At 44.7% G+C, this 13152-nt stretch carries 12 protein-coding genes; 8 read left to right on the top strand and 4 right to left on the bottom strand.

Features of this window, described 5'->3' with window-relative positions; all coding sequences use genetic code 11:
* Nucleotides 1-328 precede the first annotated feature (328 nt).
* The 4 genes from B6N13_RS21620 to B6N13_RS21605 form a co-directional block, all read right to left on the bottom strand.
* Entirely contained in the window at nt 329-2740 is a 2412-nt protein-coding gene (locus tag B6N13_RS21620) for a zinc/cadmium/mercury/lead-transporting ATPase (RefSeq protein WP_169460576.1), read from the bottom strand.
* A 99-nt stretch (nt 2741-2839) separates the two neighbouring features.
* Nucleotides 2840-3124 carry a hypothetical protein gene (locus B6N13_RS21615; RefSeq protein WP_169460575.1) on the bottom strand — a complete coding sequence of 95 codons (285 nt, stop codon included), beginning with the start codon at nt 3122-3124 and terminating at the stop codon, nt 2840-2842.
* Nucleotides 3125-3234: 110 nt separating this feature from the next.
* Entirely contained in the window at nt 3235-3774 is a 540-nt protein-coding gene (locus tag B6N13_RS21610; RefSeq protein WP_012069320.1) for a hydrolase, read from the bottom strand.
* 33 nt (nt 3775-3807) lie between these two features.
* Nucleotides 3808-4407: a pentapeptide repeat-containing protein gene (locus B6N13_RS21605; RefSeq protein ID WP_012069319.1), complete on the bottom strand. Its 600-nt coding sequence runs from the start codon at nt 4405-4407 to the stop codon at nt 3808-3810.
* A gap of 184 nt (nt 4408-4591) precedes the next feature.
* Between B6N13_RS21605 and B6N13_RS21600 the strand changes: the two genes are divergently transcribed.
* From B6N13_RS21600 to B6N13_RS21565, 8 genes are all read left to right on the top strand, one after another.
* Nucleotides 4592-6421 carry an iron ABC transporter permease gene (locus B6N13_RS21600; protein ID WP_169460574.1) on the top strand — a complete coding sequence of 610 codons (1830 nt, stop codon included), beginning with the start codon at nt 4592-4594 and terminating at the stop codon, nt 6419-6421.
* Nucleotide 6422: 1 nt separating this feature from the next.
* Entirely contained in the window at nt 6423-7607 is a 1185-nt protein-coding gene (locus B6N13_RS21595) for an ABC transporter ATP-binding protein (protein WP_012069317.1), read from the top strand.
* Nucleotides 7608-7631: 24 nt separating this feature from the next.
* A complete protein-coding gene (locus tag B6N13_RS21590; RefSeq protein WP_211172974.1) occupies nt 7632-8750 on the top strand; it encodes an ABC transporter substrate-binding protein in 1119 nt (372 codons plus the stop codon).
* Between the two features lie 95 nt (nt 8751-8845).
* Entirely contained in the window at nt 8846-9718 is an 873-nt protein-coding gene (locus tag B6N13_RS21585) for an inositol monophosphatase (RefSeq protein ID WP_169460573.1), read from the top strand.
* A 59-nt stretch (nt 9719-9777) separates the two neighbouring features.
* Nucleotides 9778-10410 carry a dual specificity protein phosphatase gene (locus tag B6N13_RS21580; protein ID WP_169460572.1) on the top strand — a complete coding sequence of 211 codons (633 nt, stop codon included), beginning with the start codon at nt 9778-9780 and terminating at the stop codon, nt 10408-10410.
* A complete protein-coding gene (locus tag B6N13_RS21575) occupies nt 10410-11435 on the top strand; it encodes a substrate-binding domain-containing protein (protein ID WP_169460571.1) in 1026 nt (341 codons plus the stop codon). The genes B6N13_RS21580 and B6N13_RS21575 overlap by 1 nt, the downstream gene beginning before the upstream one ends.
* Before the next feature lie 101 nt (nt 11436-11536).
* Nucleotides 11537-11950: a thioesterase family protein gene (locus B6N13_RS21570; protein ID WP_012069312.1), complete on the top strand. Its 414-nt coding sequence runs from the start codon at nt 11537-11539 to the stop codon at nt 11948-11950.
* A 139-nt stretch (nt 11951-12089) separates the two neighbouring features.
* Nucleotides 12090-13151: a DUF748 domain-containing protein gene (locus B6N13_RS21565; protein WP_169460570.1), complete on the top strand. Its 1062-nt coding sequence runs from the start codon at nt 12090-12092 to the stop codon at nt 13149-13151.
* Nucleotide 13152: the final 1 nt, after the last annotated feature.

Here is a 13152-nt window from a genome sequence, read left to right as displayed (position 1 = left end):
TAGGACGTGCTTGCTATCCTCAAAAGACAGACTAAAAGCACCTCACCAGCATCAGACATTGATATAGGCTAACCGCAGTGTGAGCATTTTGTGATTGGTTTAAAACCACTAAAAGCGCCCTTTCTACGACCAACATCAAACACAAGGTGCGAAATCCTACCACCAACTTTCTATAAAAATGCGCTTGCAGAACAAAACTTAGTGCTTTGTAAGCGGATTAATCTTTTCTTACCCATTTCATTAACATAAATGAAATATTCATGACTTAGGGTTCATTTTCAATGCTCTCTAAATCTCTTTAATGCCTCCTAGCGACTTTTTTCAACCGTTATTTCTGGCTATTTTTAGCGGATTCTTTTTTACGCAGTAATCGCAAGGCATTCGCAGTGACCAACGCGGTTGCGCCAGAATCAGCCAATACCGCCAACCATAACCCAGTTATACCCAGCAAGGTCGTCACCAGAAACACCGCCTTTAGCCCTAAAGCAATAGTGATATTCTGACGAATATTGGCATTGGTTGCACGCGATAAGCGAATCATCTCTGCTAAGCCTTGTAGGCGATTATGTGTCAATGCCGCATCCGCCGTTTCTAACGCTACGTCGGTGCCACTTCCCATGGCAATACCTATGGTAGATGCCTTCATCGCTGGCGCATCATTGATACCATCGCCCACCATGGCTGTCGCTTGTTGTTGATTCAACTCAGTGACCGCCATAACTTTATCTTCTGGTAATAAATCCGCTCGATAATCTATATTCAGCTCTGCCGCAATCGCAGCTGCGGCACGGGCATTATCGCCCGTTAACATCACACCATTAATTCCCAAAGCCGCTAAATCTTTAAGCGCCGCCTTAGCATCATCGCGTAATCTATCCCGCAAAGCGATCAAGCCCGACAATTCACCTTTTTCTAAAACAACAACGACAGTTTTACCTTCTTGCTCAAGACGAATAACTTCCTGTTGAATAGAGTCATCTAACGCTTCCTCTAACTTACTTGGCGAACTAATCTTGATTTTTCTACCTGCAAAATCCCCTTCCACACCAACACCAGCCAAGGTTTTGCGATTATCAGCATGTACTAATGCTATCCCCTGCTGCTCTGTATAATCAACAATGGCTTTCGCCAATGGATGATGAGACCCCATTTCAACGGACGCTGCAGCAGCCAACAAATCATTAAAGTTAGAACCGTTTAAAGTAACTACATCCGTCACACTTGGTTTACCTTCTGTAAGTGTGCCGGTTTTATCAAGAGCAATGGTTTTTATTCGACCAAGTTGCTCTAACGCTAATCCGCCTTTAATCAAAGCACCACGACGAGTCGCCGCCGCCAAACCAGACGTAATCGCCGCTGGCGTCGAAATAACCAAGGCACAAGGACAACCAATCAACAACAAGGCTAAACCACGATAAATCCACGTATCCCAAGGTTGAGCAAAGGCCAAAGGCGGAATCAAGATCACCAAGACAGAAATAAGCATAATCACGGGCGTATAGATACGGCTGAATTTATCTAAGAAACGCTCAAGCGGTGCTCGGCGCTCCTCCGCTTCTTCAATAAGGTGTAGAATTCGATCAATGGCATTATTACCCGGTTGCGACACTACTTTGAGTCGCACAACTCGATCAGCTAACAAGCTCCCTGCTGGAACTTTTTCATCTCGTAATCGTTCAACAGGTACAGATTCACCCGTCAACGCGCTTTCATCGAAACTTGCCATCTCGGACAAGAGCTCAGCATCGGCAGGCAAACGTTCACCCGGCGATACTTCTATTTCATCCCCAGGACGTAAATCCGCTATAGCGATTTTTTGACGCACACCATTTTTGATGATTAAGGCTTCTTCTGGTAACAAAGCCATCAAAGCGCTCACGCCTTTGCGCGCACGGTTCGCCGCAAACGATTCCAAGCATTCGCCAATCATAAAGAGCAACAACACCATGGCGGCTTCTGCGGTAGCACCAATAAATAATGCACCTATCGCTGCAACACTCATCAAAGTTTCAATGGCAAACGGCGAGCCACTGCGCATCATCCGCCATGATTTTTTCATGATAGGCACTAAGCCAACCAAGGTAGTGACTATAAAGGCGGTTTCGCCAAATAATGGATTAAATTGCGCGATGCCCCAGCTCAATAACATCAGCACTGCCAAAGCCGCAATCGGACCGTATTCACTTAATTGCTGGCGTGAAAACCATGAAGTCGTGTTTTGATTTGAAATAGTTTGAGCTGAATTAGTGTTATTAGAAGCGCTTTTATCCAAAGAAGCCAAACTAAAACCTAGCCCTTTCACTGCTTCCTGAACCTTGACCGAGACATCAGCATCCGCAGAAACACGCAATTTTTCGGTAGAGAAAACCACATTGGCGCTAACCACACCATCCACGGAAGTAACCGCCTTCTCAATAGAACGCGCACAGCTAGCGCAATCCATCCCGCTGACTCGCCAGATATAAGTTTGTTTTCCATTCCCTTGTGTGACAGAAGTTCTGTCACTGGCATCTTCGTCGTCAGAAGAACAACATTGGTTTTCTTTTTGACTCGCATTATCGCTTGAGCAACACGAGGAAGCTTTACCTGACGTCGAGCAACAAGACCCGCTTACCCCTTGATGATCATGAGCTTTTGATTGATTAGAAAGGTGGCACTGACATAATGAATCTGACTGACAGCCGGCTTTATGCTGACCAGGCGTGTGTTGATTTGAATCTTGACCTGATGAATGATGCATAACGTCTCTCCTGTTTTTAAGCTATAAGGAGAGTGTAGACCTTGGATAATAGTCCAAGGTCAAGCACCAGTTTCATATTATTTAAATAAAAAAAGAGTCTCAGCTCTTGATCGAAACACCTTCTACTTCTAATACTGTTTTCGCATCTGTGCGTTCCATGATTTTCACCAAGGCGGATTGAATCACTTCGTCTTCGCGTACATCGCTTTGGCCCACAAAACGCTGATCTTGTGGCTCAGCGCCTTCTTCTACGGTAAAGGTGACAATCACTTCTGTGGCGATGTCTTCAGTATCGCCGAAGTAAGCAATGGATAGTTGCGGATAACCTTTGAAACCCATTTTAACTTTCTTTGCGATACGTTTTTTAGATTTATCTATGTTCATGCTGCCTGCCTAAAGGGAAAGGTATTGAGTCTCAATGAAAAACTATTGCTGGATTAAACCACAAAGCAGACCGTTCAAGATAAATTAAATCGACATTGTTCGAAGCAAAGCTACTTGATTAAACTCAATGCCCCCTTAAACTCATCCGCCCGACAATCACCAATCAACTCAAACAAACACATTTCAAGACTAGTCACTTCTGCCCCTTTGCGAGCTAACTTGGCAAGCGCCATGTCTTTATTCTCTATAGCTCGTGACGACACACAATCGCTTACCAGTTCAACTTCATAACCCAAATCTAGCAAGCCCAACGCCGTTTGATAAACACAAATATGCGCTTCAATACCGCTGACTAACCAAGTATTCACCTTGGCTTTTTTAACCGCATCAACAAAAGCAGGCTCACCACAGGCGCTAAACGAATACTTAGCAATTGGCTCAACCATATCCAGAACCTCTCGCAATTCTGGTACAGTCGCGCCCAGTTTTTCTGGATTTTGTTCCAACCACAGAATGGGCAAGCCCAATAACTTTGCGGCCTTCACCAATTTAACGAGATTGGCGATAAACGCCTCGCTGTCATGAACAATAGTCGCTAGCTTTCCTTGGACGTCGATCACGACCAAACCCGTTTTATCTTTTCTTAACATGCCATTTTCCTTTTTTATTTTTATCCGTTACCTTTAAACCAATTTGATCCCCAGTGACGTCAGCAAACTTACCGCTTCATAACGACAAAATATCGCGTTCTTAATGGTGTTCTTCTTCACATCAATATCGTAGTTGGTCGCGCCGTTAAAATCTGCGCCAGTTAGATTAGTATTCACAAACAAGCTATTCGTTAAATCAGTTCCAGTAAAACGCGCACGAGACAGTGTCGCTTCTCTAAAATCCACATCATGAGCACGGCACTCTTCAAAAACAATTCCTGATAATTTCAAGTCATAAAACGACGAGCCATTAACCATACATTCTTTAAAAAAAAGCGGCGCGCCCAGCTCTAAGCCTCGCCAATAGGCTTTGGTCCAATCCACACCCAAAACTTTTGATTCATAAAACTGTACATCTGAGAACTTACTGTTTCTCACATTTACCGCGGTCAACTTGCACTTACGGAACTGACAATCCTTAAAAGTACAGGCATCAAAGAAGGCTTCGCTGAAATCACACGATTCAAATACGCAAGACTCAAACACCTTACGGCTCACACTTTCCTGCACCATAGCTAAGTCGGTGAAGGTTTTTCCATAAAAAGCCTCATCGTTCGGCAATACATGTTCCATTACATTCTCCCTTCACTAGAAAAACTAAAGTAACAAGAGATGTCAGCGTGCTCAATCTAATAAGGTTATTTAGCTTAAAAAAACGTTCGAAAAATTTTTTTGCACATATGTGCAAAATGTCATCGGTTTGTCATAGACAAAGATTATTGTTTAGAAAATTAAATGTTTTTCTAAGGAATAACCTATGACTACCTTGCTCACCGCAGCAGAGCAAAAGAAGCCAAATCTTTGGCGACGCGCAAGGCATTCATTTGCTGTTGCCAGACATGAACCTGCTAATTTGATTGGCCTTGTTCTGGCTATTTTCTTTGCTTATTTGATTCTTGCACCTGTGCTCTCGATTCTTGTAGATTCCTTTATCGTGCAATCAGGAGACGAAGCCAGAACCCACCAAGACGAAGGCAGTTTCACCTTTTACTATATTGTACGCACTCTCTACTCACGCATTTCTGAAATCCTCATATGGCAACCTCTCTATAACACCTTAGCCATTGCGGCCAGTACTGTGGTGTTTTCTATGAGTATTGGCGTAGTGCTAGCGTGGTTGGTAAATCGCACCAACATGGCAGGACGTGCTTGGTTTGCCACGGCGCTAATTGTGCCTTTTATGTTACCGACGTGGACCTTCGCTCTCGCTTGGACGACAATTTTTAAAAACCGCACCGTTGGTGGACAACCCGGCTGGCTAGAATCCTTAGGCATAACTACTTCAAACAGTGTTGCTTACGGCTATTTCCCCATCGTTTTCATCTTGGTTTTGCATTACACACCGCTAGTAATTTTGATTGTCGGCAATGCGTTACGTCGCCTTGATTCACAAATGGAAGACAGCGCTCGTGTACTTGGTGCGCCATCACGAACCATCGCTTTTTCTATTGTTCTGCCATTAATTCGCCCTGCCTTAATGTCTGCCGCTTTATTGATTTTTGCCGATTGTATTGGCGAGTTTGCAGTGCCTTATATTTTAGGCTTACCTGTGCGCTATGACACCTTGGCAACTGGATTGTATCGAGCACTAGACACCCGTCAAAACGGCGTGGCGGCAGTGATTGCTGCGGTTATTATGATCATCGGTGTGATTACCTTACTGATTGATGTTCGCATGATGAAAGAAGCTCGCCGCTTCGTAACTGTCGGCGGTAAAGGCAACATGGACAGGCTACGCAAACTGGGCCGTATGCGTTTACCTGCATCTGGCTTTGCGGGGGCCTTTGTATTGATCGGAGTAGTTCTGCCGTTACTGACCTTGTTCTTATCCACCATCATGATTTTGCCCGGTCGCTTTACGCTAGACAACTTCACTCTCGATTACTGGATCGGCAGTAATTTAGACACGGTTGCCCTACGCAATGGCATCTTGCTGACACCAGAATTTTGGCAAGCTGCATGGAATACTATTGTGATTGTCGGTTCATCTTCGATGATATCTGGCGTCTTAGGGTTGTTAGTCGGTTATGCAGTATTACGTTGCTCATTCAAAGGCGTGGGTTCTTTCTTACGCCAAATTACCTTCTTGCCTTATTTGGTTCCCGGCATTGCCTTTGCGGCGGCGTTTTTATCTTTGTTCGCTGTGGCTCGCGGCCCAATTCCGGCGCTGTACGGAACACCGTTGATTCTCATCATCGCCCTCGTCGCAGAAAAAATGCCCTTTGCCAGCCGATCAGGTATTGCAGCTATGACGCAACTGGGCAAAGAACCCGAAGAAGCGGCACGTATTGCTGGTGCCAACTGGTTTAGCCGCATGGGCAAAATCATTATTCCAATACAAGCAGGTCCATTGGCAACGGGGATTCTATTACCTTTCATTTCCGGCATTAAAGGCGTCAGCTTGTTCATTATCTTGGCGATTCCATCCACCGATGTACTCACCACCTATTCACTGCGTTTACTCGATTACAACTACGACCAAGCCGCCAATGCGGTGGTCTTAATGATTGCTCTTATCGCTTGGCTTGGTACCGTATTGATCCAAAAGATCTCCGGTACGGGTTTGGCTCAAGGTCTGGAGAATTAATATGCCTGCTATCACATTAACCAATCTAACGAAATGCTACGACGGCAATACTGAACCTTCCGTTGACCAAGTATCACTGACAGTGGAAGACGGCGAATTTATGTGTTTGCTTGGCCCATCTGGATGCGGCAAAACCACCATTTTGCGCATGATTGCTGGTATCGAACATTCCACCAGCGGTGAAATTGCCGTAGACGATTTGGTGGTAGATTCTGTCCATCAGTCCTGTTTTATTCCACCGGAACAGCGCCGTATTGGTTTTGTATTTCAAAATTATGCACTTTGGCCTCACATGACAGTGGAACGCAATGTGGACTTTGGTTTGCGCTTACAAAAGGTGCCAGCCCAAGAACGCAAAGAACGTTGTTTGGATGTGATGAGCAAGTTACGCATTCTTGAATACGCCGATCGTTATCCGTCTCAATTATCCGGCGGCCAACAACAGCGTGTTGCCTTGGCACGTATGCTGGCGGTGAATCCAGGTGTGCTGCTATTAGACGAGCCATTATCGAACCTTGATGCGACTCTGCGACTAGAAATGCGCGCCGAGCTACGTCGCTTACACCAAACCTTTGGCACAACCATTATTTTTGTCAGCCACGATCAATGGGAAGCCATGACGCTGGCCAATACCATTGCGGTCATGAACAAAGGTCAGCTGCAACAAATCGGCACGCCAGACGAAATTTACGCCGAACCAAGCAATCGTTTTGTGGCTGAATTTATTGGTAACCCGAAAATCAATCTGATCAAGCTAAAAGAATCCAATGATAAGTTCATCAATCTTGCCAGCCACATTTTAGCCAGACAGCCAGAAAGTAAATTCGCCGATGTCTGCGCCATTCGCCCTGAAGAAATCATTCTCACCAACACAGCAAACATCAACACACTACCGATGGTCATAGAAAATATCATGCCCACAGGCGGTAGCTGGGTGATTGAACTAAGTTTCGCTGAAGACCGATTATTTCATTCGACTCAATCTCGTCCGAAGTGGCGTGAAGGCGATCAGGTAAACGCGTATTTGCCAACACCATCACTGCACTTTTTTGATCATGATGAAAAGCGTCTTGTTCTGTCAGAAAGTCACCTTGATTACAGCAATTTACTGCCCAGCTCAGCATTACCTAATAAACAAAACGCTAATCAAATACACACGAATCAATCCTACGCTAAACAAGCATAAGCTAATCTTAAAAAGGAAACTGTTATGAACTTCCCGATGAAAAAAAGCCTTCTTGCACTGAGTGTTAGCTTAACAACTCTCGGTTCTATTTCAGCTTCAGCCACAGACTCATTTGATCTTCAAGCATTAATCGCGGCTGCAAAACAAGAAGCACCGTTGACTGTGTATGACTCCACAGGGAAAATCGTCCAACAGGCAGAGGCCTTTAGTAAAAAATACGGTATTCAAGCAACAGGTATCAAAGCCAAAGCATCGCAAATCCTAGAGATTGTGAGTCGTGAAGCTAAAGCAGGTAATGTGAAAGCTGACGTCGCTATTCTGGCCGATGCACCTGCGGGCATGGAGCAGCTACTATCAAAAGGCTATGTCACCAGCTGGGTTCCTACGGACCTTGCCGTTAATATTCCTGCGACCTACCAAAACCCGCTTACGGTGGTCTTAGCGCCCAATATTTGGGCTTATAACACAGGCCTTTATGACACCTGCCCAGTAACCAATGTGTGGCAACTTACTAAACCAGAATGGCGTGGCAAAGTCGCCATGCAGGACCCTCTTGGCAAACCATCTTACACAGATTGGTTTAACCAGCTCGCCACACACCACGACAAAGCCATGGCCGATGCCTATCAAGCAGAATTTGGAAAACCATTAAAAACCAGTGAAGACAGCGCCACAGCAGCCTTTGTAAAAGCCCTCGCAGAAAATCATCCACTAGTCACTAGTTCTGATACAGAAGCCGCTAACGCTGTTGGCGCACCAGATGTGAAAGACAGTTTTGTCGGCATGGTGAGCGCGGCAAAATTTCGTCAAAACGAAAATGGTATGAAGCTGGGTCTTTGTGCCGATATGGTGCCATTTAGCGGTTGGAGCTATCCAGGTTTAGGCTTCATTACCACTGGAACGAAAAGCCCTAACGCCGCGAAATTATTTATTCATTACATGATGACAGCCGAAGGCATCGCGCCACAGGGTGTTGATGGAAAAATGTCCACCAACCAAACCGTTAAACTACCTGATAACGAGCCAGCAGGTATAGATAAAGTCCGCGACCAAATCATGGGATACGATGCTTCTACAGCAAAATCTGACTGGGAAAGCCGTCAAGATTGGCAAGACCTATGGAGCCTAAGCTTCAAAAATTAAGCAGTAAAAGGCTCTAGCTATTACTAAAAATGAAATCAGTTGGGACGAATTTTTCCCAACTGATTTATATATAACAAATAGAAAAGGATCCCTCCTTGACACCCAACAACATCAAAAAAAGCGAACTAGAAAAGCGCGAAGCCGCCCTGCACTCAATTATTCTAAGCGCAGGAGCATTAGCACTAGAAAGCTATCGCGCCAGACAACCTGGCGATTTTACACTGAAGGGCCAACAAGACTTTTTGACCGAAGCTGATGCTCTGGTCGAAGAACACATTCGCCAAGCTATTTATAACCTTTTTCCTGAAGATGGATTACTTGGAGAAGAAACAGGAGGCTCAACATCGAATCCCTCGCTTTGGGTAGTTGACCCGATTGACGGCACCGCTAACTTCGCTCGGGGCATAGATCATTTTTGTATTTCCATCGCCTTTGTGCATAACGGCGATACGTTACTCGGCGCGATTTATAATCCAGCGACGAACGAAATATACTTGGCTAGAAAAGACCAATACGTCACCAAAAATGGTCAAGCCCTACGTGTTTCTAACATAAGGGATACTCATAGCTCATCCTTTGAATTAGGATGGTCTACACGGATTCCCCAAGAAGTCTACTTGGCAATCATTTCTTCTCTTTTGGCAAGCGGTACTAATATTCGACGTGGTGCCTCTGGTGCATTGGCACTGGCATGGGTGGCAGAAGGCCGAACCGACGGCTACGCAGAATCGCATATGAATGCATGGGATTGCTTGGCCGGTTTACTCATGGTACGAGAGGCTGGTGGACGAACAGGTACCTATCCTAAAACTCACGAGGAAATAGCGCATGGCGGGGCTATTCTAGCGGTCGCTCCCGGTGTGGCAGAACAGTTTGCCAATGACACCATGATATCGCTTGCAGCTGAACATAAAGCCCCAAAAGAACTATATAACCAACGCACGACAGAGCTTGAACTTACTACCTAACACCTTGGCTCATTTGTACTTTATAAAAGACAAGCGCAAAAAAAAGAGAACGAAAAACCATGACATCTAAAAAGGTAAAAAAGCATTATCCACGTCCACCGATTAGCTTGATCGAAAGCAATATTCCAGGCTGGGGCGTCGACATTTATATTGGCGGTTCTAACGGTGTAGCTGACGCGGAATTGCTTGAAAAACACAACATCAAAGTCGTGCTAAATTGTGCCGTAAACTTAGATATTGACCTTGTGAATTTGCAAGAACCTAACCCACCAGCACACTTGCTAAAACATGGTTGGGCTCCTGTTCGTTATTATAAAATTGGCCTTATTGACGGCCCTGGTAACCCTGAATCTATGGTCTTGGCAGGTTACCATTTAATGCGTTCAGCACTGGATCAAGAGCTACCCGAGAAAGCCTCTTATAAAGTTCGCGAAAAAGGCAATATCTTAGTGAATTGTCGCGGTGGACGTAGCCGCTCCGTCACCATAGTTGCCTTGTTTTTACATCTAGAATACCCAGATCGCTACCCTACGTTGGATGCAGCCATCGCACACATTCGTAAAACACGAGAGCTTCATCCCGATGAATGGTTTGAAACCCCAAAACCGGCTTTGATTCACTTAGCAGAACGTGCCGCAAGCATGGAAAAAATATTGCGAGACGCTGGTTTTGGTCAGGATATGAAAAAATAATGACACAGCAACGACCGAAAAACATTGCCAGTGCAGCAGAAGTCGCCAGACTAGCGGGCGTTTCTCGGTCTGCTGTTTCTCGCACTTTTACCCAAGGTGCGAGCGTTTCCAAAGACACTCGTGAACGTGTGCTGGCCGCGGCCGCAGAATTGAATTATCACGTCAATCATCTCGCCCGTGGCTTATCCAGTGAAAAAAGCCGACCTGTTTGTATTCTAGGCGCCAATCTTAATGCACCTTATCAAGCAAGCTTGCTCGATGCTCTCACCCAACGTCTGCAACTGGCTGGTCGAGCCGTGATGGTGATTAACACCTCAGGCGGCGAAGCCAGTGCCGATGCGGCGTTACGTCAAACGTTAAATTACCGCGCCTCGGCGACCATCGTTTTATCAGGCACACCACAAACCACTTTGATTGAAACTTGTGTACAAAGCGGACAACAAGTCATCCTTGTGAACCGTGCCGGACAATTTGAAGGCACAGACCACATCAGCATAGATTACCAATCTGCTATGGCTGACGCCCATCACATGCTGCTACGAGCAGGCTGCCAGAAGCTTGCGGTTGTGTCGTCGACAATTCAATCACCTAGTTTACTAACTCGTGAAAAACTGTTTATTCAAGCCGCCGAAGACGCCAAGCAAGCTTGTACCTTGTTACGAGCAGGACCAACGAGTTACCAAACTGGCGTAGACGCAGCACGACGTTTATTAGCCTCTCGGGATAGACCGGATGGCGTTTTTTGTGTCACTGATCTGATTGCTTGCGGCTTTATGGATGTGGCGAAAAATGAATTTGGTCTACGTATTCCAGAAGATATCTGTATTGTCGGTTTCGATGATATAGAACAAGCAAGTTGGCTTGGCTATCAACTAACTACGTTCTCTCAACCACTTGGTGCAATGGCAGATGCTATTTCAACATTACTGGAAAACGCCTCTGACAAAGAGCAGCGTAAAAAACAACATCTAATATTTCACGCTCCACCAGTGTGGAGACACACCGTACGTCCAAGCGCTTCATAACTATTCAAATTCGCTGTTAGTAAAATCGAGCGATTTTGTTATTTGTTTCGTTTTTAAAGCATCGTAACCTTTTCCGTTAGTTTTTTATGGAGAACAATAACATGCTCAACAAAACGCAAATAAAAGTACGCGGTTATCATCTTGATCTTTTTCAACACGTCAACAATGCTCGCTATCTAGAGTTCATTGAAGAAGGTCGTTGGGCTTTTTTTGATGAGTTTTTCGATGACAACGATTGGATGCAGCAAGATCTCGTCTGGCCAGTGGTTAATATAAACATTAATTTTAAATCCGAAGCGAACTTCGGGGATCTTCTCGAAGTACAAACCCGCTACACTAAAATCGGTAATCGCAGCATCACCATGAAACAAACCATCATCAAGGTTCCAACCAATGAGACCGTAGCTGAAGCCGATGTGACTTATGTGTGCTTCTCCAAAGCCGCCAAAGCTGCCATTCCCTTTCCTGATGACTTCCGACAAAGAGTTGAGTTGTCTATTGCTGCATTTGAATAAGCCTTAAGCTGTTTTGTTTTTCAATGTTAACTGGACTTAACATAATGCAAAGGTCTCGTATAGATTATGAAAAGCATTGATTCTCATTGAGAAAAATCGCGCTGCACCTTAATCTAAATGCTAACAAGGAGAAATTAGCATGAAAGCAGAACGACTGAAAAACACCATCACTTTTCTTATGATGATCTTAAGTATTCTCATCATATTAAGACTGTATTTACCCTATTGGGCACTTTATACAGTGAATCAAAAATTATCTGATATGGGAGATTATTCGGGACACATAGAAAACGTCGACATAGATCTTTATCGAGGTGCTTATCAGCTACAGGAATTATCTGTTTCAAAGATAAAAGGTACGCACAAAGTGCCATTCATTCGCGCCGATAACATAGATATTGCCTTAAGCTGGCGCGCATTATTTAAAGGCGAAATTCTTGCTGATATCGCTCTGAACTCACCACAGGTAAACTTTGTCGATAGTGATAAAGCGGATAATGCGCAATCAGGCAAAGGTGGAGACTGGCAAGGTGTCGTCGAAGGACTTATTCCTATTACCATTAGTAAAATCAGTTTAAACAATGGCAGCATTGCCTTTCGTAATTTTGAATCCGAGCCGCCTGTTAATGTACAGCTTACCGAACTCAATGCTGAAGTGTCTAACCTGACCAATATTGCCGGACAAGACGGTAAACGTGTGGCGAGCTTAAATCTAGACGCAAAACTTCTGAATTCAGCCTCTTTGGAAATGAATGCTGAGTTCGACCCTTTTGTCTCAAACGATTTTAGTATCGCCTTAAAAACAGAGTCCGTTTCACTGCCTTTACTCAATGATTTTGCCCAAGCCTATGCCGGATTTGATTTTCGAGCAGGTACAGGCGAAGTGGTCAGTGAACTAAAAGCCGCGGATGGAGAATTAAACGGTTACGTAAAACCCTTATTCAAAAAAGTCGATATTCTTGATTGGCAACAAGACGCGGTAGAAGATGGCGACGGACTCTTTCAATTGTCTTGGGAAGGGCTAAGTGGTGGATTAACAAGCTTATTTACCAACAGCGATACGGACAAAGCCGCTACCATCATCGAAATTACCGGTTCACTAAACGACCCAGAAATTAGTGCGTTTGACGCTGTTTTAGAAGCATTGAAAAACGCCTTTATAGAAGCATTCGATAACAAATTTGAAGGGCTTAAAGAGTAAG

The organism is Marinomonas sp. UCMA 3892 (assembly GCF_012726345.1).
Lineage (GTDB): Bacteria > Pseudomonadota > Gammaproteobacteria > Pseudomonadales > Marinomonadaceae > Marinomonas.
Note: the sequence above shows the minus strand (reverse complement) of the source record. Positions and strands in the feature narration are given on the sequence as shown.

Bases quoted from the DNA above. Each gene is read 5' to 3' on its own strand.
- B6N13_RS21570 (WP_012069312.1), top strand. From the start codon at position 11,537: ATGCTCAACAAAACGCAAATAAAAGTACGCGGTTATCATCTTGATCTT.
- B6N13_RS21565 (WP_169460570.1), top strand. From the start codon at position 12,090: ATGAAAGCAGAACGACTGAAAAACACCATCACTTTTCTTATGATGATC.
- B6N13_RS21610 (WP_012069320.1), bottom strand. From the start codon at position 3,774: ATGTTAAGAAAAGATAAAACGGGTTTGGTCGTGATCGACGTCCAAGGA.
- B6N13_RS21620 (WP_169460576.1), bottom strand. From the start codon at position 2,740: ATGCATCATTCATCAGGTCAAGATTCAAATCAACACACGCCTGGTCAG.
- B6N13_RS21590 (WP_211172974.1), top strand. From the start codon at position 7,632: ATGAACTTCCCGATGAAAAAAAGCCTTCTTGCACTGAGTGTTAGCTTA.
- B6N13_RS21600 (WP_169460574.1), top strand. From the start codon at position 4,592: ATGACTACCTTGCTCACCGCAGCAGAGCAAAAGAAGCCAAATCTTTGG.
- B6N13_RS21595 (WP_012069317.1), top strand. From the start codon at position 6,423: ATGCCTGCTATCACATTAACCAATCTAACGAAATGCTACGACGGCAAT.
- B6N13_RS21580 (WP_169460572.1), top strand. From the start codon at position 9,778: ATGACATCTAAAAAGGTAAAAAAGCATTATCCACGTCCACCGATTAGC.
- B6N13_RS21615 (WP_169460575.1), bottom strand. From the start codon at position 3,124: ATGAACATAGATAAATCTAAAAAACGTATCGCAAAGAAAGTTAAAATG.
- B6N13_RS21575 (WP_169460571.1), top strand. From the start codon at position 10,410: ATGACACAGCAACGACCGAAAAACATTGCCAGTGCAGCAGAAGTCGCC.
- B6N13_RS21605 (WP_012069319.1), bottom strand. From the start codon at position 4,407: ATGGAACATGTATTGCCGAACGATGAGGCTTTTTATGGAAAAACCTTC.